The 21886-nt window shown below is 71.7% G+C and carries 17 protein-coding genes and 1 pseudogene; 9 read left to right on the top strand and 9 right to left on the bottom strand.

The window, feature by feature from the left end; all coding sequences use genetic code 11:
• A pseudogene (locus IE252_RS33455) lies at positions 1-612 on the top strand (2-oxoacid:ferredoxin oxidoreductase subunit beta); the annotation flags it as partial.
• A gap of 60 nt (positions 613-672) precedes the next feature.
• Entirely contained in the window at positions 673-2628 is a 1956-nt protein-coding gene (locus tag IE252_RS33450) for an APC family permease (protein ID WP_190093200.1), read from the top strand.
• Here the strand turns inward: IE252_RS33450 and IE252_RS33445 are convergent.
• The gene (locus IE252_RS33445; RefSeq protein WP_190093199.1) at positions 2625-3050 is read right to left on the bottom strand and encodes a winged helix-turn-helix transcriptional regulator; all 426 of its coding nucleotides are present in this window, start codon (positions 3048-3050) and stop codon (positions 2625-2627) included. The genes IE252_RS33450 and IE252_RS33445 overlap by 4 nt on opposite strands.
• Positions 3051-3177: 127 nt before the next feature.
• On the opposite strand from IE252_RS33445, the gene IE252_RS33440 reads away from it, so the two are divergent.
• The 4 genes from IE252_RS33440 to IE252_RS33425 all read left to right on the top strand — a co-directional run bounded on the left by IE252_RS33440 (position 3178) and on the right by IE252_RS33425 (position 7599).
• Positions 3178-4035, top strand: coding sequence for an NAD(P)H-binding protein (locus IE252_RS33440; protein ID WP_190093198.1), 858 nt, complete (start codon positions 3178-3180; stop codon positions 4033-4035).
• A 287-nt stretch (positions 4036-4322) separates the two neighbouring features.
• Positions 4323-5252, top strand: a complete 930-nt coding sequence (rarD, locus tag IE252_RS33435) for an EamA family transporter RarD (RefSeq protein WP_229848950.1) — start codon at positions 4323-4325, stop codon at positions 5250-5252.
• A 326-nt stretch (positions 5253-5578) separates the two neighbouring features.
• Positions 5579-6889: a M28 family metallopeptidase gene (locus IE252_RS33430; RefSeq protein ID WP_190093197.1), complete on the top strand. Its 1311-nt coding sequence runs from the start codon at positions 5579-5581 to the stop codon at positions 6887-6889.
• Between the two features lie 134 nt (positions 6890-7023).
• The gene (locus tag IE252_RS33425) at positions 7024-7599 is read left to right on the top strand and encodes a flavodoxin family protein (protein WP_190093196.1); all 576 of its coding nucleotides are present in this window, start codon (positions 7024-7026) and stop codon (positions 7597-7599) included.
• On the opposite strand, the gene IE252_RS33420 is transcribed toward IE252_RS33425, so the two are convergent.
• The 4 genes from IE252_RS33420 to IE252_RS33405 all read right to left on the bottom strand — a co-directional run bounded on the left by IE252_RS33420 (position 7565) and on the right by IE252_RS33405 (position 11589).
• Positions 7565-8170 carry a TetR/AcrR family transcriptional regulator gene (locus IE252_RS33420; RefSeq protein WP_190093195.1) on the bottom strand — a complete coding sequence of 202 codons (606 nt, stop codon included), beginning with the start codon at positions 8168-8170 and terminating at the stop codon, positions 7565-7567. The genes IE252_RS33425 and IE252_RS33420 overlap by 35 nt on opposite strands.
• A gap of 151 nt (positions 8171-8321) precedes the next feature.
• Complete coding sequence (locus IE252_RS33415) at positions 8322-9299, bottom strand: ABC transporter permease (protein WP_190093194.1); 978 nt, start codon at positions 9297-9299, stop codon at positions 8322-8324.
• Positions 9286-10233, bottom strand: a complete 948-nt coding sequence (locus IE252_RS33410; protein ID WP_190093193.1) for an ABC transporter ATP-binding protein — start codon at positions 10231-10233, stop codon at positions 9286-9288. Before IE252_RS33410 ends, IE252_RS33415 begins: the two co-directional genes overlap by 14 nt.
• Before the next feature lie 111 nt (positions 10234-10344).
• The gene (locus tag IE252_RS33405; protein WP_190093192.1) at positions 10345-11589 is read right to left on the bottom strand and encodes a LolA family protein; all 1245 of its coding nucleotides are present in this window, start codon (positions 11587-11589) and stop codon (positions 10345-10347) included.
• Positions 11590-12105: 516 nt separating this feature from the next.
• Here IE252_RS33405 and IE252_RS33400 point away from each other — a divergent pair.
• Positions 12106-12675, top strand: a complete 570-nt coding sequence (locus IE252_RS33400) for a hypothetical protein (RefSeq protein WP_190093191.1) — start codon at positions 12106-12108, stop codon at positions 12673-12675.
• A 13-nt stretch (positions 12676-12688) separates the two neighbouring features.
• Here IE252_RS33400 and IE252_RS33395 read toward each other — a convergent pair whose 3' ends face one another.
• Entirely contained in the window at positions 12689-13699 is a 1011-nt protein-coding gene (locus IE252_RS33395; protein WP_190093190.1) for a polyprenyl synthetase family protein, read from the bottom strand.
• A gap of 222 nt (positions 13700-13921) precedes the next feature.
• Between IE252_RS33395 and IE252_RS33390 the strand changes: the two genes are divergently transcribed.
• On the top strand, positions 13922-15910 hold the full coding sequence (locus IE252_RS33390; protein WP_190093189.1) for a CocE/NonD family hydrolase: 1989 nt from the start codon (positions 13922-13924) through the stop codon (positions 15908-15910).
• 28 nt (positions 15911-15938) lie between these two features.
• Here IE252_RS33390 and IE252_RS33385 read toward each other — a convergent pair whose 3' ends face one another.
• Together IE252_RS33385 and IE252_RS33380 are read right to left on the bottom strand one after the other, a co-directional pair.
• A complete protein-coding gene (locus IE252_RS33385) occupies positions 15939-17171 on the bottom strand; it encodes an NAD(P)-binding domain-containing protein (RefSeq protein WP_373298658.1) in 1233 nt (410 codons plus the stop codon).
• A 52-nt stretch (positions 17172-17223) separates the two neighbouring features.
• A complete protein-coding gene (locus IE252_RS33380; protein WP_190093187.1) occupies positions 17224-18474 on the bottom strand; it encodes a carboxylate--amine ligase in 1251 nt (416 codons plus the stop codon).
• A 181-nt stretch (positions 18475-18655) separates the two neighbouring features.
• Between IE252_RS33380 and fahA the strand changes: the two genes are divergently transcribed.
• A complete protein-coding gene (fahA, locus tag IE252_RS33375) occupies positions 18656-19879 on the top strand; it encodes a fumarylacetoacetase (RefSeq protein WP_190093186.1) in 1224 nt (407 codons plus the stop codon).
• A gap of 33 nt (positions 19880-19912) precedes the next feature.
• Here fahA and recQ read toward each other — a convergent pair whose 3' ends face one another.
• Positions 19913-21802 (bottom strand): DNA helicase RecQ, encoded by a 1890-nt coding sequence (recQ, locus tag IE252_RS33370; protein WP_190093185.1) that lies wholly within the window; start codon positions 21800-21802, stop codon positions 19913-19915.
• Between the last annotated feature and the right edge of the window lie 84 nt (positions 21803-21886).

Here is a 21886-nt window from a genome sequence, read left to right as displayed (position 1 = left end):
TCGGAAGTCGGCAAGATCACCAAGTCGACCCCCATGGGATCACTCGACGCGCCGTTCAACCCGGTGTCCCTCGCGCTGGGCGCCGAGGCCTCCTTCGTCGCCCGGACCATCGACTCCGACCGCAAACACCTCACCGAGGTCCTACGGCAAGCCGCCGACCACCCCGGCACCGCCCTCATCGAGATCTACCAGAACTGCAACATCTACAACGACGGCGCTTTTGAAGCCCTAAAGGACCATGAGCAGGCCCAGGACGCCGTCATCCGCCTCGAACACGGACAGCCCATCCTGTTCGGCGCCGACAACACCAAGGGAGTCGTCCGCGACCCCGCCACCGGGGACCTGAAGATCGTGGCCGTCACCCCGGACAACGTCGCCGACGTCCTCGTCCACGACGCCCACGCGGCCTCCCCCACCACCGCCTTCGCCCTCTCCCGCCTCGCCGACCCCGACACCCTCCACCACACCCCCATCGGCGTCCTCCGCTCCGTGGACCGCCCGGTCTACGACACCCAGATGGCCGACCAGCTCGACACCGCCATCGAGCAGCACGGCAAGGGCGACCTCACCACCCTCCTCACCGGCAACGACACCTGGACCGTCGCGGGCTGACCCAAAGGGCCGACCGGCCGGGGAGTCTGCGCGAGCCCCCGGCCGGGCACCCGTACTGATATGCCCATGGACCGTCTCGCGTACCGCGTCAAACGGCGGCTGCTCGGCAAACCGCTCACCACCGAGCGCATCAGCGACGAGAAGCTGGACAACCGCACGGCGCTCGGGGTGCTGGCGTCGGACTGCATCAGCTCGTCCGCGTACGGTTCCGAGGAGATACTGCGGGTCCTGGTGCCGGTGGTCGGGGCGGCGGCGTTCAGTCTGCTGATGCCGGTGACCGGGGCGATCCTGTTCGTCCTCGTCCTTCTGACGCTCTGTTACAGCGATGTCGTCACCATCTACACCCGGGCCGGCGGCTCGTACGTCGTGGCGCGCGAGAACTTCGGGCCGGACGTCGCGCAGATCGCGGCCGTGGCGCTGCTCGTCGACTACATCGTGACCGTCGCCGTCCAGGTGTCGGCCGGAACCAACGCGATCATCTCGCTGGCGCACCTGCTGGGCGACGGCTGGACCGGCATGGACCACCTCCAACTGCCCATCTCCGTGGGCGTGGTCCTCTTCCTCGCGTACGGGAATCTGCGCGGGGTGCGGGAGGCCGGACGGCTGTTCGCGCTGCCCGCCTATCTGTTCATGGCGGCCATCGGGCTGCTGCTCGTCGTCTCCGCCGTACGCGGGCTCACCTCCGGGCTGCCGCGCGCCGATCTGCACGCGGCGGGCGCGATCCCGGTCGGCAGCGCGGGCAGCGGCTGGCTGTACGGGGCGTCGCTGTTCATGGTGCTGCGGGCGTTCGCCAACGGCGGGTCGTCGCTCACCGGGCTCGAAGCGATCTCGAACGGCATCTCGGCGTTCCGCGAGCCGCAGGGGCGCAACGCCCGGCGCACGCTGATCGCGATGAGCTGCGTCCTGGGCGTGCTGGTGCTCGGCGTGTCGACGCTCGCGCACTTCACGCACGCGGTGCCGTACGGCGACGGCACCCCGACCGTCATCGCGCAGGAGGCCCACTTCGCGTTCGGCGGCGGGGCGCTGGGCACGGCCGGGCTCGTCTTCGTGCAGGTCGCGACCGCGCTGATCCTCTACACCGGCGCCAACACCCCGTTCACCGGCTTCCCCTACCTCGCCAGTTTCGTGGCCGAGGACCGGTTCCTGCCACGGCAGTTGACCCGGCGCGGACACCGGCTCGCGTTCTCCAACGGGATCATCTCGCTGACCGTCGTCTCGCTGGCGCTGCTGCTCGTCACCCGCGCCAATGTGGACAAGCTGGTGGCGCTGTACGCGATCGGGGTGTTCACCGCGTTCACCATGGCCGGGGCCGGGCTCACCGCGTACCACCTGCGGCGGCGCGAGCGGCACCGGCGGCTGAAGGTCGGTGTGAACGGGCTCGCGGCCGTGGTGTCGGCGGCCGTCGTGCTGATCTTCGCGGTCACCAAGTTCACCGAGGGCGCCTGGCTGGTGGTCGTGGTGTTCCCACTGGGGGTGTGGGCGCTGACGCGGATCAACCGCGAGTACCGGCGGGAGGCTTCGGCCCTCGGCACCCTCCAGGCGCCCGGCGCCGATCTGCCGCACGGCCGCCGCCATCAGGTGTTCGTGCTGGTGGAGACGTTGGACCTGGCCGCGCTCAAGGCGCTGCGGTACGCGCACGAGCTGCGGCCCGACGAGATCCGGGCGGTCCACTTCGCGATCGACGAGGCGCACGCGCGGCGGCTCTCGGCGCAGTGGGAGGCGACGGCGGCCACTTCGGTGCCGCTGGAGCTGGTGGACTGCCCGGACCGGCGGTTGCGGCACGCCATGAAGGAGCTGGCGGCCCGGACGACCGAGGACGGCAGGACCTGGCTGACGGTGCTGGTCCCGCACCGCACGTACACCGGTTTCCTCGGCAGGCTGCTGCACCGGGGCACCGGCGAGGCGATGGCCAAGGCCCTGGAGCAGCTGCCGTCGGTGGCGGTGACGGTGCTGCCGTTCGACGTCTCACGGGCGCTGCGGTCGCTGGACGCGGGGCGGGAGCCGCAGCTCGACTAGGACGTGGGCTCGGCTTCCAGGACTTTGAGCTTGGCCTCGCGGGCCTCGTCGTAGGCCGCCCGGGCCTCCTGCACCTGTTCCATCCGTACGCCGGTCCACTCGGCCAGGGCCCGGACGCGTTCGGCGGCCTCGCGGCCGATCGGGGTCAGCGAATAGTCGACGCGCGGCGGGATGACCGGCTTGGCGTCGCGGAGCACGAAGCCGTCGCGCTCCAGCGTCTGGAGGGTCTGGGCCAGCATCTTCTCGCTGACCCGGCCGACGTGCCGACGCAGCTCACTGAACCGGTACGACCGGTCGAGCAGCGCGAGCAGGACCAGCACGCCCCAGCGGCTGGTCACGTGCTCCAGGACGAGCCGGTGCGGACACATGGCCTCGCGGAGGTCCTCGGCGGGCCGGGCGTGGGACGAGGTACTTACTGCCATACCAGTACCTTACTTCAAAGTGGGTACTTACGAAAGGTTAGCGCCAGCCGTACGGTGAGTGTCACGGGTTCCGCACGGGAACCGGAGCCGGTTCCGGACGGGACCGAGAGCCAAGGAGTCAGCAGCCATGAGCATCGTCGTCACCGGAGCCACCGGAGCCCTCGGCCGTCTCGTCATCGACGAGCTGCTCGCCTCGGGGGTGCCCGCGAGCGGGATAGCCGCCGTCGTACGGAACAAGGAGAAGGCCGCCGGGCTCGCCGAGCGCGGTGTGGAGCTGCGGGTGGCCGACTACAGCGCGCCCGAGACGCTGGCCGGGGCCTTCCGCGCCGGTGACCGCGTGCTGCTGGTCTCCGGCAGCGAGGTCGGGCAGCGGGTGGCGCAGCACGCCGCCGTGGTCGCGGCCGCGAAGGACGCCGGGGTGGCACAGCTCGCGTACACCGGCATCCTCGGCGGACCGGAGGCCGACTTCCGCCTCGCGGACGAGCACAAGGCCACCGAGCAGCTGATCCTCGACTCGGGGCTGCCGTACACCTTCCTGCGCAACGGCTGGTACACCGAGAACTACACCGCCCACCTGGAGCCGGTCCTGGCGCACGGCGCGGTCGTCTCCAACGCGGGCGAGGGCCGGGTGGCCTCGGCCGCCCGCGCCGACTACGCGGCCGCCGCGGCGGCGGTGCTGACCGGCGAGGGCCACCTGGGCCGGACGTACGAGCTGAGCGGCGACGTGGCGTGGTCGTTCGCGGAGTACGCGGCGGAGGTCGCGCGGGCGACCGGCAAGGAGATCGCGTACCAGGCGGTCGCGCCCGAGGTGCACCTCGGCATCCTCACGGGTGCGGGGATCCCGGCGCCGTTCGCCGAGATCCTGGTCGACGTGGACCTGGCGATCGGGCGGGGGCGGCTCGCGGGCACGTCCGGCGAGCTGGCGCGGCTGATCGGTCGGCCGACGACGCCGATCGCGGAGACGATCGCGGCGGCGGTGGCCTGACGGGAGTGGCCTGATGGAGGTGGCCTGACGAAACGGTGGTGACCTGACGGAGCGGAAGTGGTCCGACGAAGCCGAGCCGGCGGAATCAGGCGGGCGGAATCAGCCACACCGCAGTCAGGACCGTTTTCGGATATGGGGCATGACAGCTGCGGTCGCCTGGCGCTACCTTCGATGCGTCGGCGTGCGCGCGTCGACGTGCGCGCACGGGAGGGCCAGTGGCCGAGGAACCGAGTACCGCTGCCGGTGAGCAGCGGGCGGGACTGCTCTACGGAATCGGCGCCTACGGGATGTGGGGGCTGGTCCCGCTCTTCTGGCCGCTCCTGAAACCGTCCGGCGCGATCGAGATCCTGGCCCACCGGATGGTGTGGTCCCTCGTGTTCGTCGGCGCCGCGCTGCTCGTGCTGCGCCGGTGGTCGTGGATAGGCGAGCTCGTGCGCCAGCCGCGCCGGCTCGCGCTCATCGGCTTCGCCGCGGCCGTGATCACGGTCAACTGGGGCGTCTACATCTGGTCGGTGAACTCCGGCCACGTCGTCGAGGCGTCGCTCGGCTACTTCATCAACCCGCTGGTCACCATCGCGATGGGCGTGCTGCTGCTCAAGGAGCGGCTGCGGCCGGTGCAGTGGGCGGCGGTGGGGATCGGCGCGGCGGCGGTGGTCGTCCTGGCGGTGGGCGCCGGCCGCCCGCCGTGGATCTCCCTCACCCTCGCTCTGTCGTTCGCCACGTACGGCCTGGTGAAGAAGAAGGTGAACCTCGGCGGGCTGGAGTCGCTGGCCGCCGAGACGGCGATGCAGTTCCTTCCGGCGCTGGGGTATCTGGTGTGGCTCGGGGCGCAGGGCGACGCGACCTTCGCGTCCCACGGGGTCGGGCACGGGGCGCTGCTCGCGGCGACCGGGGTGGTCACGGCGGCGCCCCTGGTCTGCTTCGGGGCGGCGGCGATCCGGGTTCCGCTGTCGACGCTCGGGCTACTGCAGTACCTGGCGCCGGTGTTCCAGTTCGGTCTGGGCATCCTGTACTTCCACGAGGCGATGCCGGCGGAGCGGTGGGCCGGGTTCTCGCTGGTGTGGCTGGCGTTGACGCTGCTTACGTGGGATGCGTTGCGGGCGGCTCGGCGGGGGCGGGTGGCACTGGCGGCGGCGCGGGCCGAGCCCGCACCTGCGATTGAGCCCCTCCCCGCCCCTTCCCTAAACCCTCCGGGGGTGAGGGTGGGCGAGGAGTAGGACTCGTCTGCGGGTGAGTGGTGGGCTGGTCGCGCAGTTCCCCGCGCCCCTTAAATGCCGCTCCGCGGCAATCCCCTGGGCGGCCCGGAGGGGCGCTTTTAGGGGCGCGGGGAACTGCGCGACCAGTTGGGGACGGCCCGCAGACGAAGCATCCGGCCGCCCGCCAGAGGGCTTTCGGGAAGGGGCGGGGTGGGGAAAGCATCCGGCCAACGTCCGCCCTGCGGACACCCGTGACCGGAATCCGTTCTTGACGGTGAGTCAAACTCTCCCTGAACATCAGGCTCGCGTTTCCGTCCCATCCCCGAACGGAACCACGGAGCCCCCACATGCGCACCAAGCACCCCAGAAGCAGCCGCGCCGCAGGCGCGGCCCTGGCCGTCGCCGCGATCGGCCTCGGCCTCGCCGCCCCCGCCGCCCAGGCGAAGACGACCGCCGCCGCCCCCGACATCCCCGTCGCCAACGTCAAGGCCCACCTCGCCCAGCTCCAGCAGATAGCCAACGCCAACGGCGGCAACCGCGCCCACGGCCGGGCCGGGTACAAGGCCTCGCTCGACTACGTGAAGGGCAAGCTGGACGCCGCCGGGTTCACCACGTCCGTCCAGCAGTTCACCTCCTCCGGCGCCACCGGCTACAACCTGATCGCCGACTGGCCGGGCGGTGACACCTCGCAGACCGTGATGACCGGCGCGCACCTCGACTCGGTGACCGGCGGCCCCGGCATCAACGACAACGGCTCCGGCACCGCCGGCGTCCTGGAGACCGCCCTCGCCGTCTCCCGCGCCCAGCTCAAGCCCGACAAGCACCTCCGGTTCGGCTGGTTCGGCGCGGAAGAGCTCGGCATGGTCGGCTCGAAGAACTACGTCAACAGCCTGTCGAGCGCCGACCGCGGCAAGATCTCCGCGTATCTGAACTTCGACATGATCGGCTCGCCGAACCCGGGCTACTTCGTCTACGACGACGACCCGGCCCTGGAGAAGGTCTTCAAGGACTACTTCGCGACCCTCTCCATACCCACCGAGATCGAGACCGAGGGCGACGGCCGCTCCGACCACGCGCCGTTCAAGAACGCCGGGATACGCGTCGGCGGCCTCTTCTCCGGCGCCGACTACAGCAAGACCTCGGCCCAGGCCCAGAAGTGGGGCGGCACGGCGGGCCGCGCGTTCGACGCCTGCTACCACTCCTCCTGCGACACCAGCGCGAACATCGACGACACCGCGCTCGACCACAACAGCGACGCCATCGCGTACGCGCTGTGGCAGCTGTCCACCGGCACCACCACCCCGCCCACCGGTGACACGTACGAGAACACCACCGACGTGACCATCCCGGACTCCCCCGGCGCGGCCGTGACGTCGTCGGTCTCGGTCACCGGCCGTACGGGGAACGCGCCCGCCGCGCTCAAGGTCGGGGTGAACATCGTCCACACCTACAGCGGCGACCTGGTGGTCGATCTGATCGGCCCGAGCGGCAAGGCGTACCGGCTGCACAACTCGTCGTCGGACTCCACGCCGAACATCAACACCACGTACACCGTGAACGCGTCCACCGAGACGGCGAACGGGACGTGGAAGCTGAAGGTCCAGGACAAGGGGCCGCAGGACACCGGCTACATCAACAGTTGGAAGCTGACCTTCTGACTCTCCAAGGTTGGAAGTTGATCTTCCGACCGTCCAACCCGGGCCACGGGGACCCCGGTCCCCGGATTCACCCCTCCCGCAATGAGCATGCGCGTGCATATACTGCACGCGCATGCTTTTCTCTGGAGGGGACCATGGCCCGCAACTTCCTTTTCCTGCTCGGCAGTACGCGCTCCGGCGGCAACACCGAGGCGCTGGCCAGGCTGGCCGCCGAGCAGCTGCCGAGTGACGTCCCGCAGCGCTGGCTGGACCTCTCGAACCTGCGGCTGCCCGAGTTCACCGACCGGCGCCACGACGGCGAAGGCCTGTACACCGCCCCGACCGGGGACGCCGCGACCCTGCTCGACGCGACCCTGGAGGCGACCGACCTGGTCATCGCCTCGCCGCTGTACTGGTACGGGGTGTCGACCCCCGTCAAGCACTACCTCGACCACTGGTCGGGGTGGATGCGGGTGCCGGGTCTGGAGTTCCGGCCGAGGATGGCCGGGCGCACCCTGTGGGGCGTGACCGCGCTCGCCACCGCCGACCAGTCCGTGGCCGATCCGCTGGTGGGGACCCTGCGCCACACCGCCGCGTACATGAGCATGCGGTGGGGCGGCGTGCTGCTCGGCTCGGCGAACCGGCCCGGCACCATCGGGCAGGACACCGAGGCGACGGTCCGCGCGAAGACCTTCTTCAGCTCGGAGACGGTGCTCGCAACGCACGCATGACGTGCGCCACCAGCGAGGCGATCCTGTCCGGGTCGTGGAACGGCCGCTTCAGCGCGTGCCGGTAGTACAGCGGCCCGTACAGCATCTCCACCGCCAGCTCCAGATCCGCGTCCGGCGGGAGCTGGCCCTGGCGCTGTCCGGCGCGCAGCCGCTCGTGCACCAGCGCCACGCGCGGCCCGACCAGCTCCTCGTTGACGGCCCTGGCCAGCGCCTCGTCGTGGAGCAGCTCGGAGAGGATGCCGGTGTACGCGGGGCCGATCACCGGCGAGGTGAAGACCCGCATCACGCTGGTGACGTGCGTCACCAGGTCCGTGTCGACGTCCCCGGTGTCGGGCAGCGGCGAGGTGCTGACCACGGCCTCGATCACGGCCTCCAGGAGCACCGCGCCCTTCGTCGCCCACCAGCGGTAGATCGTCTTCTTGCTCACCCCCGCACGGGCGGCGATGCCCTCGATCGTGACGCGTCCATAGCCGTTTTCCGAGCAGAGTTCGAGGGCCGCCGAGAGGATCGCGCGGCGCGATCTCTCGCTCCGGCGCCGGGGGTTGGGGGCTGGACGTGGCGACTCGGTCACGGGGCGAGTCTACGAGGACGGTCCGTAGCGTATTGACAGCGGAATGGTCTGCTCCAAGAATGTGCCAAGGAAACGGTACGTGTCGTGTCGAGCCGCCACGGGGGTCGGCTCGCACGACCGTCCTTTTCCTCGCGTTCCCGGCTCCCGTTTCTCAGGCCGTGATGTCCTTCGCCGTGAAGCGCGCCCAAGCCGCCGAGCCGAACACCGCCACGTACAGCGCCTGCAGCTCCAGGTTCTTCACCAGCTGGTCCCAGTAGACCGGCACCCGCAGCAGGTCCGCGAAGGACAGCCAGTAGTGCGGGAAGAGATACGGCTGTATCGCGTGCAGCTGGGGGATCTGGTCCAGGATCTGCACGGTGATCAGCAGGCCGACCGTCGCCGCCATCGCCGCGACACCGCTGCCGGTGAGGGTGGAGATGAACAGGCCGAGCGCGGCCATGCCGGTCAGCGACAAGGCCACCAGCCCGGCGATCGCGAGCGCGCGGACCAGTCCGTCCGCGAACGATATCTGTGTGCCGGAGATGGTCGTGACCTCGCCGAGCGGGAAGAGCAGCGCGCCCACGGCGAGCGCGGACGCCGCCACGACCAGCGTCGCCAGCAGGCAGAACGCCAGCACCGACGCGTACTTGGCGAGCAGCAGCCGGGTCCGGCCCGCCGGGGCGACCAGCAGATAGCGCAGGGTGCCGCTGTTGGCCTCGCCCGCTATCGAGTCGCCCGCGACCACGCCGATCGCCATCGGCAGGAACACGGGGAGGGTCGCGGCGAGCCCCGCGAAGACGAGGAAGAGCCCGTTGTTGGTGACCTGCGAGATGAAGGCCGGGCCGTCACCGCCGCTGGGACCGGCCGTGCCGCCGCCGCGCGTCTCGATCTTCACGGCGATGCCGATCAGGATCGGGACCGCCGCCAGCACCCCGAGCAGCGCGAGGGTGCGCCACCGCCGCACGACGGTGACCAGCTCGGACCGGAACAGCCCGAGCGCCCAGAGGGGGCTGGGGCGCCGGGACTCGACACTCGGCCCGTCCGGTACGTGCGCTTCTGTGGCTCGTGCCGCACCCGGGCCGGGCGGGGCCGCCGAAGTCGACACGTCCGTCGACACGTCCTCCGTTGCGTTCACCTCAGCCCGCGACATCGAACCCCTCCCCCGTCAGTGCCACGAACGCGTCCTCCAGCGAGGCCCGTTCGACCCCGAAGGCCCTCACCCGTACGCCGCCGTGCACCAGCGCGGCGTTGAGCTCCGCCAGCTCCACGGCGTCCGGCGGGACTTCGCCCGTCACCCGGTCGCCGTCCACGGTCACGTCCGCGATCCCGCGCTCCTTGAGCAGCCGGGCCGCGTCGGCCGGGTCCGGGGTGGTGACGGCGAGCCGGCCCCGGTTGCCCGCCGAGAGCTCGGCGACCTCGCCCTGGACGACCAGACGGCCCCGGGTCATCACCGCCGCGTGCGTACAGACCTGCTCGATCTCGTCCAGGAGGTGCGAGGAGAGGAAGACCGTGGTGCCGTCGGCCGCGAGCTCCCGCACCAGGGCGCGGATCTCCCGCATCCCCTGGGGGTCGAGGCCGTTGGTCGGCTCGTCCAGGACCAGTAGCTTGCGGGGCTGGAGCAGCGCGGCCGCGAGGCCGAGGCGCTGCTTCATGCCCAGCGAGTACGCCCGCGCCTTCTTGCCGGAGGCGGCGGCGAGGCCGACCCGGTCCAGGGCGTGGGCGACCCGGCTCGCGCGGGTGCGGGGGTCGGCGGTCGGGTCGGCCGAGTCGTACCGTACGAGGTTGTCGCGGCCGGACAGGAAGCCGTACAGCGCGGGGCCCTCGATCAGGGCGCCCACCTGCGGCAGGACCGTGCGCCCCGCGCGGGGCATGGGGCTGCCGAGGACCCGGGCCGTGCCGGAGGTCGGCTCGATCAGGCCCATCAGCATGCGGATGGTGGTCGTCTTGCCCGAGCCGTTGGGGCCGAGGAAGCCGAAGATGCTGCCGCTGGGGACGGTGAGGTCTAGGCCGTCGACGGCCAGTTGGCCGCCGCGGTAGCGCTTGCTGAGACCGTGGGTCTCGATCACCGATGGAGAGTTCCCCACCCCGCCCCTTCCCGTAACTGGTGCTTCGCCCTAGACCCTCGGCCGGTGGCCGCTGGGATCCAGGGGGTTACGAGGGGGGACCCAAGTCCCCCCTCGCCCTCACTACTGCGCCTACTTCGCCGCGTTCGCCGCGTTCACCAGCGCGTCCTTGTTCACCGCGCCCACGAACACCTTCCCGTCGTCCGTCACCAGCGCGTTGATCAGGCGGGTCTTGAAGACCGTGCCCGAGCCGAACTTGCCCGTGACCTTGTCGCCCAGGGAGTCGAGGAACTTCCGGGCCTCCGGCGGGACATCGCCCTTGCCGCCCTTGCCGGAAGGTGCGGTCGGGATGCCCTTACCTCCTGGAACGTCGAGGCGGGCGATGGAGTTCCAGCCCTTTCCGATGACGTTGGCGCCCTTGAACTCGCCGTCCGGCGAGCCCTTGAAGCCCCGGCCGCCCTTGTCCGCGTGCGCCTTGCCGTCGTCCTGGGTGACCTTCGCCCCCTTGGGCGGGGCGAAGTCGAAGGTCGAGGCGGCCGGCTTGCCGAAGTCGACCTTGGTGAAGCCCGCGTCGATCACGGCCTTGCCCCCGCCGGACGGCGTGAGCGTGAACTTCAGCGGCACCCCGTTCTTCGCGTCCACCGCGATCCGGATCGCGCCGACCGTCGTACCGGACTGCTTCGGCTTGATCACCAGCTGGTAGGCGTCGCGGCCCGCCACGTGGGAGGTGCCGTCGACGGTCACCGAGGTGGTCGGGTCGACCGCCTTCAGGGCCTGCTCGGCCAGCGCCTTGGGCGTGGTCGGCAGGGACTCCGGGGCCTTGCCGTGGCCCTTGGCCGGGCCGCCCCCGAGCTCCTTCTTGCCGTCGGCGCCCCGCTTCGAGTGGTACACCTCGTTCGAGGCGCTGTCGTACGCCCACACGTCGTCCCCGTTGTGGACGATGCTGTACTCCGACGCCTTGTCGAGCACCGACAGCTTCTGCTTGTCCGGGCCGTCGGCCGCGACCCGCACGGTGTGCGAGCCGGAGGCCAGCTCCATCAGCTTGCTGTCGGGCGAAGCGGAGCCGCCCTTGCCGTCGCCGCCCTTGGGAGCGAAGGAGCCGAGGCCGCCGAAGGACGGCAGGCCCAGGTCCGTCTTGATCTTCGCCGTGCCGGAGAGCTGCTGGGCGTCCGACGCGGCGATCTTCTCGATGAGCTGCTGCGCGCTGATCTTCGGCAGATCGGGGTCACCTGAAGCCGCGAGCGCCGGGACCAGCCCGATGGTCGCGGCCGCCACCCCCGCCACCCCGACCGGGACCAGGTACCGCGCGGCCTTGCGGCGGCCCGCGACGAGGTCCCTGGCCTCCTCGGTGGTGTGTGCGCTGTCGTTCGGTGCCATGTGTGCCTTACCTCCGTGGTCGGCGGCGTCCGTCCGTAGTGCTGCGCTCTGTCCACCCCGCGCCGCCATTCTCACCCGAATTGGTCAGGAGTGGTGTTCTCAATCTGACCAAATCAGCCGCCGCCGGGCGTCACCCCTCGGGAGCAACCTCGTGTACCTCTCTGGGATGACACCGAGGCCCGGGACCTCCCCCGACCAGTAGGGGTTGTACGTCGCGTACCTGTCACAAGCATCAACTCCGCCGAGGTCAGGCGGGGTTGCTTCCCGCCATCACCAACGCGCCTCGGCACGCTCCGGACTGAGCGGCCTTCAGGGTCACGGCGGCATGCGGCCCACATGCGGCCGTGAGTCCGGTTCACTACTGTTTCACCAGGTATGCAAGCGCTTGCGCAGTGTTACCGAGCACCCAATAGTGTGACCTGGGTCACACTATTGACAGATCGGGTGTTCGAGTCGCTTTGGGCCGGAATCCGTACACCTGAGTGAGAGCAACCGGCACCACCAAAGGGGATCGCCATGCTCACCGTCCACCGCATCGCCGTCGGCGCGGCCGCCGGGACAGCCGTCCTGGCGCTGGCCGCCACGGGGTGCGGAAGCAGCAACAGCAACAGCAGCAAGACCGAGAAGCCGTCGACCGGCACGACGGCCCCCGCGACCCCGAACCCGGCCGCCCCCACGCTCAGCGCCACCGAGGTCGACAAGGTCGGCACGGTCGTCACCGACAGCAACGGTTACGTCCTCTACCGCTTCGACAAGGACACCGCGAAGCCGTCCCACTCGAACTGCCTGGCCGCCTGCGCCGCGATCTGGCCCCCGGCCCCCGCCACCGACGCGCTGAGCGTCAAGGGCATCGACAAGGCCCTGGTCGGCCAGGTCACCCGCCCGGACGGCACCAAACAGCTGACCCTCGCGGGCTGGCCGCTCTACCGGTACGCCAAGGACGACGAGCCCCGCGAGGCATACGGACAGGGCGCCGGCGGCACCTGGTTCGCGATCACCCCGACCGGGGCGAAGGCCACGGCGGACACGGGCGGCGGCACGACCTCGGGCGGCGTCATGACCCCGCCGGGCGGATCCGGGTACTAGAGCCGGAAAAGCCCTACCCGGCCCGGTGCACCACCGCGTCGCACAGCTCCTCCAGGGCCGACTTCGCGTAGCACTCCGGCAGGGGCGCCAGCGTGGTGCGGGCCTCCTCCGCGTACCGCACGGTGTCCCTGCGGGCCTGCTCAAGGGCCGGGTGCACGCGCAGGCGGCGCAGCGTCTCGGCGTGCCGGGCGTCGTCCGTCAGGTCGCCGTCGAGCAGCGCGACCAGCTCCAGGTCCTCCGGGCGGCCGTACTGGGCGGCCTGCGCCCGCAGGTGCAGGACCGGCAGCGTCGGGATGCCCTCGCGCAGGTCGGTGCCGGGGGTCTTGCCGGACTCGTGCGAGTCGCTGGCGATGTCCAGGACGTCGTCGGCCAGCTGGAACGCGGTGCCGAGCCGCTCGCCGTACTGCGTGAGGATGTCCACGACCGACTCGTCGGCGCCCGACATCATCGCGCCGAACCGGCCGGAGACGGCCACCAGCGAGCCGGTCTTGCCCGCGAGCACGTCGAGGTAGTGGTCCACCGGGTCGCGGCCGTCGCGCGGTCCCGCGGTCTCCAGGATCTGGCCGGTGACCAGCCGTTCGAACGCCTCGGCCTGGATGCGCACGGCCTCCGGGCCCAGGTCGGCCAGTATGTGCGAGGCGCGGGCGAACAGGAAGTCGCCGGTGAGGACCGCGACCGAGTTGCCCCAGCGGACGTTGGCGCTGGGCACCCCGCGCCGCACCTCGGCCTCGTCCATGACGTCGTCGTGGTAGAGCGTGGCCAGATGCGTCAGCTCGACCACCACCGCCGAGGGCACGACACCCGGCGCGTAGGGGTCGCCGAACTGCGCGGCGAGCATCACGAGCAGCGGCCGGAAGCGTTTGCCGCCCGCGCGCACGAGGTGCTGCGCGGCCTCCGTGATGAAGGGGACCTCGCTCTTGGTGGCGTCGAGCAGGCCCGCCTCGACTGCCGCCAATCCGGTCTGGACATCGGCTTCAAGAGCCTGGTCCCGCACGCTCAGCCCGAACGGCCCGACGACGGTCACGAGGGGTACTCCTGTCTGCTGACGATCACACGGATTGTCGATGTGTCGCTGCCTTCACTCAAGTCAGCGTATCCGGTCGCTGTTCGATCACCGCTGGCGCCTTCCCGTCACCCCCCGCGCACAGCCCGATGGACCCCGGTATGTTCGTGATCAGTCCATATGATCAGAAGTGGACCTTTTGTTCGGAACGCACCCCGTCCACTGAGGTCCTGCGAGGCTGCCATGCGGATCAGAACCGACTTCCCGTACGAGACCACCCGCGTGGACGGACGCATTCCGCTCCCCGACGGGACGCTGCTCTACGTACGGATCTGGCGCCCGGTGACCGACGAACCGGTGCCGGCGCTGCTCGAATACCTGCCGCACCGGCTCACCGACCGGACCGCGCCGCGCGACTGGCAGCGCCATCCCTGGTACGCGGGGCACGGCTACGCTTCCGTGCGCGTCGATGTGCGCGGGTACGGCAACAGCGAGGGCCTGCCGGACGACGCGCGGGAGCCGGCGGACGGGGTCGCGGTCGTCGAGTGGCTCGCCGCGCAGCCCTGGTGCGACGGCAAGGTCGGCATGTTCGGGATCTCCTGGGGCGGCTCCACCTCCCTCCGGATCGCGGCCCTCGCGCCCGAGCCGCTCAAGGCGGTCGTCACGGTCTGCTCGTCGGACGACCGCTATGACAACGACGGGCACTACCTGGGAGGTTCCGTCCTCGCCGCGGACATGCACGCCCGGGCGGCGACGACACTGGCGTTCACCGCGCGCCCGCCGGACCCGGCGTACGTCGGCGACCGGTGGCGCGACCTGTGGCTGGCCCGCCTGGAGTCCCTGGAGCCGTACGTCCACACCTGGCTCGCGCACCAGACCCGCGACGACTACTGGAAGCACGGCAGCGTCCGCGAGGACTACGGGGCGATCAGCGCGGCCGTGCTCGCGGTGGGCGGCTGGCAAGACCCGTACCGGGACACCGTGCTGCGCCTGGTGGAGCACCTGCCCGCCGACCGGGTGCGCGGGCTGATCGGACCGTGGTCGCACCAGTACCCGGACCGGGGGCTGCCGCCGGGCCCGGCCATCGGCTTCCTCCAGGAGACCCTGCGCTGGTGGGACCACTGGCTCAAGGGCGAGGACAGCGGCGTCATGGCCGAGCCGCTGCTGCGCTCCTGGATCAGCGAGTCGCACCGGCCCGCCACGGTGTACGAGGAGCTGCCCGGGCGCTGGGTCGGCGACCCGGCGTGGCCCTCGCCGCACGTCACCCCCGTCCCGTACGCGCTCGGCGGCGCCCCGGTCCGGGTCGACTCGCCGCAGCACACCGGCCTGGACGCGGGCCGCTTCGTCCCGTCCGGCAACGACGGCGACCTGCCGCCGGACCAGCGCGCCGAGGACGCGCACTCGGCGGCGTTCGACTTCCCGGTGCCGGACGACGGGCCGCCCCTGGAGATCCTCGGGCGCCCGGAGGTGACGCTGCGGCTGCGCATGGACGTGCCGTTCGGGCAGGCGGTCGCACGGCTCTGCGACGTGGCGCCGGACGGCTCCTCCACGCTGGTCACGCGGGGCGCGCTCAACCTCTCCGCGCGCGAGGGCCGGGACCGGGCGGACGCCTGGCCGCTGGGCGCCACCCAGGACGTGACGTTTCTCCTCAACGGCATCGGCCACAGCTTCCCGCCGGGCCACCGCGTCCGCCTCGCGGTCGCCTCGGCGTACTGGCCGTGGATCTGGCCGCAGGCCGACTCGGTGGGCTTCACGCTCGCACCGGAGGGCAGCTCGCTGACCCTGCCGGTGAGGGAGCGGACGGCCGACGCGATCGCCTTCGAGGAGCCGGAGCAGTCGGCGCCGCTCGGCGTGGTCTCCCCCGAGTCGCTGGACGAGCCGCGCCCGGAGCGGCTGGTCGTGCGTGACGTGGCCAAGGGCGAGTGGCGCCTTGAGGTGGACCCGCGCCACGGCGGTACGCGGGTCCACCCCGACGGCCTGGAGTTCACCGAGGACGCCCTGGAGACGTACACGATCGACGAGTCGGACCCCCTGTCCGCGCGCACCCGCTCGGACTGGACGATCCGGCTGCACCGGCCGGAGATGGCCTGGGACGTCACGATCACCACGCGGTCCGAGATCGCCTGCGACGCGGCGGACTTCCTCACCTCGGACGAGGTGATCTGCCGGGACGGCGGGGAGATCGTCTTCCATCGGACGTGGGAGAAGCGCATCCCCCGGACGGCGGGCTGACGTGAGGGCGAAGGGCTGACGCGCCCCCTCAGCCGCCCGCCGCCACCGACGCCGCCAGCCGGGGCGAGGCGTACTCGGTCCCGCACACGAACCGCATCACCGGCCCGAACGACGACGCGGCCGGCAGCCCCGTGAAGTACAGACCGGGAACAGTCGACCGGTATCCGGCGTCCAGGACCGGCGCACCCCGCGAAGTGGAGAGCTGGGTGCGCAGGCCCGGGCCGAGGTAGTCGAGGGCGGCCACGTCCATGCGGTAGCCGGTCGCCGCCATCACGTGGTCGGCGACCAGTTCGCGCTGGGCGCCGATGCCGCCGCTCAGGGTCAGGACCGGGCGGCCGGACTCGACGCGGGCGCGGACCACCCGGCGGCCGTCGGTGACCGCGACCTTGCCGGTGAACCGGTCACGCAGCCACCACGCACCCAGCGGGCCGAGCACCCGGCGCACCAGATAGTGCCGGGTGGGCGCGGGCAGATGGCGGAAGTGCGTGGCGTGGTACGAGAACGCGTACAGCGACCAGGCGCGCCCGAAGGGCGAGTTGGGGCTGAGCCGGGGCTGCTGGTCAGGGGCGGCGCCGAAGCGGACGGCCCCGGTCCGGCGCGCCACGATCCGTACGCTCGCGCCCGCCTCCGCCATCAGCACCGCGCTCTCGATGGCCGACTGGCCCGCGCCCAGGACCACCACCTCGCGCCCGGCGAAGCGGGAGAGGTCGGCGTGCTGGGACGCGTGCGAGACGGGGCCGGTCGCCGAGGGGCCGTCGGGGACCGCGGCCGCCAGCTCGCGGGGCATCCGGGCGAGGCCGTCGAGGCCGGTCGCGACCACGACCGCGCGCGCCTCGAAGGCCTCGCCGGAGTCCAGCTTCAGCTCGAAGTGGCCCGCCCGGGTGCGGTCCACGGAGACCACCCGTACGTCCTCCAGGTCCGGCAGCAGCCGCTGGGCGAACCACTGCCCGTACGCCGCGAAGTCCTCCACCGGGATGAGGTCCCAGTCGGACTCGTAGCGCCGGATCCCGGTGTCGGCGCAGAAGTCGACCAGGGTGTGGCCGGGTTGGGGCGCGTCGATGCTGGAGGCGGACGGCGTCGACTTGAGGACCATGCCCGCGGGCATGTGCGCGCGCCAGCTCACCATGGGCGAGCCGAAGACGCGGACCGGGAGGCCGCGTCCGCGCAGATGCGCGGCGGTGGACAGACCGTAGGGCCCCGCCCCGATGACAGCTACCGGACGAATCACGTGAAGGTCCCCTCCCCAGGGTGGTGCGCACATGTGCTGGTGGTGCTGTTGGTGCTTGTTCCACCGGTCCCGCTCGGCTGACCGGCTACTCGGCTATCGCGCGGCGGGAGCTGCGCCACAGCTGGTACAGGTGCTCGGCCCCCGGTCGTACGAAGCGGGCGAGCATGGTGAAGAACGGCCTCGGGTCGTCCCGGGCGAGCCAGGCCAGCTCGGTGCCGCGGGGGCGCGCGGGCGCGTGCGGGGTGGTGTAGCCGCTGCGCCGGTAGGCCAGGAGCGCGGGCAGGTCGATGTTCTCCACGACATAGCGCCGCCCGGCCCGCTGCTCGCCCTCGGGGACCGCGCGGCCGGTGAGGTGCAGGTGCTGGGCGCGCACGACGTCGACGCCCGCCCCGTTCTCGAACAGGCGGAACTGGGCGCCCATCCTCGGGTTGAAGTCGAGCAGTTTGTACTGGCCGTCGCGCCGGTCGAAGCGCAGGTCGAGGTCGACGATCCCGCTGAAGCCGATCCGCTTCACGAACTGCTCGGCCAGCTGGGCGAGTTCGGGGTTGTCGACGACGTACGCGGTGGCGGTCATCCCGGCGTGCGGCGGCCAGGAGCGGACCTTGACACCGGTGAACAGCGCGAGCGGGGCCGCGTTCTCGTCGAAGTAGGCGTGGACGATCCAGTCCTCGGCGTCCTCGCGCGGCAGGTACTCCTGGAGGATCACGCCCGGCCGCTCGCCCCATTCGCGGGCGAGGGCGAGCAGGTGCGCGGGGCTCTCCACGCGGGTGGTGCCGCGCACCGCGGGCCGCTCGCGCCGCACGAACGCCTCGCGGTTCTTGGCGACCAGCGGGAAGCGGGCGTGCCGGGCGAAGTCCTCGACGTCGGCGTAGCTGTCGGGGAAGGCGGCCGCGGGCGAGGGCACCCCGTGCTCGACGCACAGCTCGTGCAGCCCGCGCTTGCTGGCGAGCCTGCGGGGCAACTCCGGGGCCACCGGCGGGAAGAGGAAGTGCCCGTCGAGCTCCTTCTGGTGCTCGGCGACCAGCACCGCCGCCTCCTCGTCGGTCGGCACGAGGACGGCCGGGCGGCCGATCCGGCGCCCGATCCGCAGCAGCCCGTCGAGCAGGGCGTCCGGGTCCTCGCGGCCGGTGGTCGGCCAGGCGAAGGCGTGGCGCAGATAGCGCGAGTGGGCCGCGGGCGTCCAGCGGTCCTCGGTGATCGCGTACATCGGCACGCCGAGCCTGCCGAGGCTGCGGATGGCGCCGACGCCGCCGTGGTGGAGCGGGTAGTTTCCGATCTTCACGATCAGTGCGGGCACGGTCCGGTCGGCCGTGAACAGGGCATTGCTGCTCGACACCAGTCCCCCCTCGGGACGCACGGCCCCCTCGCCGCGTTTGTGTCCCGGCAAGGACGGTACGGGGGAATCGCCCCTTCCGGACGCGGAGTTTCCGGACATTACGAACTCTTTAGACACTGCCTACGCAACCATCGCCGACGTAACGTGTCCTCCACACCCGTGGAAAGCGAGGCAGGCACAGATGTCCGAGCAGAGCCCGCTCGACCTGGCCGAGGGCGACCCCTTCGGCCCGCACAACCTTCCGTACGGCGTCTTCTCCACGCCCGACGCTCCCGAGCACCGCCGCGTCGGCGTCCGCATCGGCGATCACGTCCTGGACGCGGGGGCCGCCGCGCACGCGCTCGGCTCCCCGTACGCGGCGCTGCTGGCCAGGCCCACGCTGAACCCGCTGCTCGCGGCCGGGCGCACGGCGTGGCGCGATGTGCGGCGCGCGCTCACCGCGTGGGTCACGGTGCCCGCGCACCGGCCCGACATAGAGCCCCTGCTGCACCCGCTGGACACGGTCACCCTGCATCTGCCGTACGAGGTCTCGGACTACGTCGACTTCTACGCGAGCGAGCACCACGCCACCAACGTGGGCCGGATCTTCCGGCCGGACGGGGACGCGCTCACCCCCAACTGGAAGCACCTGCCGATCGGTTACCACGGCCGGTCCGGCACGATCGTGGTCTCCGGCACGGACGTGGTGCGCCCGCACGGGCAGCGCAAGGCGCCCACCGACCCGGCGCCGGTGTTCGGCCCCTCGGTGAAGCTGGACATCGAGGCGGAGGTGGGCTTCGTGGTGGGCACCCCGTCCGCCCTCGGCAGCCCGGTGGACCTGGCCTCCTTCGAGGACCACGTCTTCGGTCTGTTCCTGCTGAACGACTGGTCGGCGCGGGATATCCAGGCGTGGGAGTACGTCCCGCTCGGCCCGTTCCTGGGCAAGTCCTTCGCCACGTCGGTCTCGGCGTGGGTCACCCCGCTGGAGGCGCTGACGGCCGCCCGGGTGGCGCCGCCGGAGCGGGACTTCCCGCTGCTGCCCTACCTCGACGACGCGGACGCCGAGGTGCCGGGCGGCTTCGACATCCGCATCTCTGTCGCGCTCAACGGCCAGGTGGTGGCCGAGCCGCCGTTCGCCGGCATGTACTGGACGGCCGCCCAGCAGCTCGCCCACATGACGGTGAACGGCGCGTCGCTGCGGACGGGCGACGTGTACGGCTCGGGCACGGTGAGCGGCCCCGAGCGCGACCAGCGCGGCTCGTTCCTGGAGCTGACCTGGAACGGCACGGAGCCGATGGAACTGCCCACCGGCAAGCGCACGTTCCTGGAGGACGGCGACGTCGTCACGATGACCGCGTGGGCCCCGGGCCCGGACGGCGTCCGGGTGGGGCTCGGCGAGGTCACGGGACGGATCGTGGAGTCCTAGCGAGGCGCGCGGGGGCGCCGACGGCGCCCCCGGCTACTCCTGCTCCCCCGTCAGCACCTCCAGCACGCCCTCCCCGTACGTCGCCAGCTTCTTCTCGCCGACCCCGGCGATCGTGCCCAGCTCCTCCACCGAGCCGGGGCGGGCGACGGCGATCTCCCGCAGGGTCGCGTCGTGGAAGATCACATACGCCGGAACGCCCTGCTCGCGGGCCTGCGCGGCCCGCCAGGCGCGCAGCGCCTCGAAGAGCGGGGCCGCCTCCTGCGGGAAGTCGGCCGGGGCCGCCTTCGCCTTGGCCGCGGCCCGTGCGCGGGGCGCGCGCTCCGGCTTCGCCGGCTCCGAGCGCAGTCTGACCTCGCGCTGGCGCCCGAGCACCTCGCCGCTGGTCTCCGTGAGCACCAGCGTCCCGTACTCGCCCTCCACCGCCAGCAGGCCCTGGGCGAGCAACTGCCGCACCACGCCCCGCCACTGCGCCTCGGAGAGCTCCTCGCCGATGCCGAACACCGACAGCGCGTCGTGGTCGAACTGGATCACCTTGGCCGTCTTGCGGCCGAGCAGGATGTCGATGATCTGGCCCGCCCCGAACTTCTGGCGGCGCTCCCGCTCCAGCCGGACGACCGTGGACAGCACCTTCTGCGCGGCCACTGTGCCGTCCCAGGTCTCCGGCGGGTTCAGACAGGTGTCGCAGTTGCCGCAGTTCGCGGCCGTGGCCTCCTGGCCGAAGTAGCCGAGGAGCTGGGCGCGGCGGCACTCGGCCGTCTCGCAGAGCGCCAGCATCGAGTCCAGGTGCGCGGCCGCCCGGCGCCGGAACGCCTCGTCGCCCTCGCCGCCCTGGATCATCTTGCGCTGCTGGACCACGTCCTGCAGGCCGTACGCCATCCACGCCGTGGACGGCAGGCCGTCGCGGCCCGCGCGGCCCGTCTCCTGGTAGTAGCCCTCGACCGACTTGGGCAGGTCCAGGTGGGCCACGAACCGCACGTCCGGCTTGTCGATGCCCATGCCGAAGGCGATGGTCGCCACCACGACCAGGCCGTCCTCCCGCAGGAAACGGGACTGGTGCCGCGCGCGCGTGCCCGCGTCGAGCCCCGCGTGGTACGGCACCGCCGCCACACCGTTGTCGCTCAGATACTGCGCGGTCTTCTCCACGGAGGCGCGCGAGAGGCAGTAGACGATGCCCGCGTCCCCCTCGTGCTCGTCCTTCAGGAAGGTCAGGAGCTGCTTCTTGGGGTCGTTCTTCGGCACGATCCGGTACTGGATGTTCGGCCGGTCGAAGCTCGCCTCGAAGTGGCGCGCCTTCGGCATCACCAGGCGGTCGGTGATCTCCCGGTGGGTGACCCGCGTCGCCGTCGCCGTCAGCGCGATGCGCGGCACGTCCGGCCAGCGCTCGCCCAGCATCGACAGCGCCAGGTAGTCCGGGCGGAAGTCGTGGCCCCACTGCGCCACACAGTGCGCCTCGTCGATCGCGAAGACGGAGATCTTGGCCCGGGAGAGCAGATCGAGCGTGGCCTCCACGCGCAGCCGCTCCGGGGCCAGATAGAGCAGGTCGAGCTCGCCCGCGAGGAGCTCCGCCTCCACCGTGCGGCGCTCGTCGAAGTCCTGCGTGGAGTTGATGAACCCGGCCCGCACGCCGAGCGCCCGCAGCGCGTCCACCTGGTCCTGCATCAGGGCGATCAGCGGGGAGACGACCACGCCCGTACCGGGGCGGACTATGGCCGGGATCTGGTAGCAGAGCGACTTTCCGGCGCCCGTCGGCATGAGCACCACGGCGTCGCCGCCGGCCACCACGTGCTCGATGACCTCGCCCTGGTCGCCGCGGAAGCTCTCGTAGCCGAAGACCCGGTTCAGCGTCCGCAGCGCCTCGCTCTCGACCGCCGCGCCGGCCCTCGACTCCTCAGCCTCCACGACCGCCCCTTCCGTCCCGTTCATCCCGCCGTCCCCCACCGTCGTCCCGTTAACTCCGCCACCCCTGCCACGATAGGGGGCCGGGCCGACACCCCCCGCCGCCGTCGT

Origin of the sequence: Streptomyces melanogenes (assembly GCF_014649795.1) — a bacterium.
GTDB classification, from domain to species: Bacteria; Actinomycetota; Actinomycetes; order Streptomycetales; family Streptomycetaceae; genus Streptomyces; species Streptomyces noboritoensis.
The sequence above is the reverse complement of the archived record's forward strand: the minus strand, read 5'-3'. Positions and strand labels throughout refer to the sequence as shown.

Coding starts and splice junctions, on each gene's coding strand:
- IE252_RS33450 (WP_190093200.1), top strand. CDS start 673: ATGCCCATGGACCGTCTCGCGTACCGCGTCAAACGGCGGCTGCTCGGC.
- IE252_RS33445 (WP_190093199.1), bottom strand. CDS start 3,050: ATGGCAGTAAGTACCTCGTCCCACGCCCGGCCCGCCGAGGACCTCCGC.
- IE252_RS33440 (WP_190093198.1), top strand. CDS start 3,178: ATGAGCATCGTCGTCACCGGAGCCACCGGAGCCCTCGGCCGTCTCGTC.
- rarD (WP_229848950.1), top strand. CDS start 4,323: ATGTGGGGGCTGGTCCCGCTCTTCTGGCCGCTCCTGAAACCGTCCGGC.
- IE252_RS33430 (WP_190093197.1), top strand. CDS start 5,579: ATGCGCACCAAGCACCCCAGAAGCAGCCGCGCCGCAGGCGCGGCCCTG.
- IE252_RS33425 (WP_190093196.1), top strand. CDS start 7,024: ATGGCCCGCAACTTCCTTTTCCTGCTCGGCAGTACGCGCTCCGGCGGC.
- IE252_RS33415 (WP_190093194.1), bottom strand. CDS start 9,299: ATGTCGCGGGCTGAGGTGAACGCAACGGAGGACGTGTCGACGGACGTG.
- IE252_RS33405 (WP_190093192.1), bottom strand. CDS start 11,589: ATGGCACCGAACGACAGCGCACACACCACCGAGGAGGCCAGGGACCTC.
- IE252_RS33400 (WP_190093191.1), top strand. CDS start 12,106: ATGCTCACCGTCCACCGCATCGCCGTCGGCGCGGCCGCCGGGACAGCC.
- IE252_RS33390 (WP_190093189.1), top strand. CDS start 13,922: ATGCGGATCAGAACCGACTTCCCGTACGAGACCACCCGCGTGGACGGA.
- IE252_RS33385 (WP_373298658.1), bottom strand. CDS start 17,171: ATGTGCGCACCACCCTGGGGAGGGGACCTTCACGTGATTCGTCCGGTA.
- fahA (WP_190093186.1), top strand. CDS start 18,656: ATGTCCGAGCAGAGCCCGCTCGACCTGGCCGAGGGCGACCCCTTCGGC.
- recQ (WP_190093185.1), bottom strand. CDS start 21,802: ATGAACGGGACGGAAGGGGCGGTCGTGGAGGCTGAGGAGTCGAGGGCC.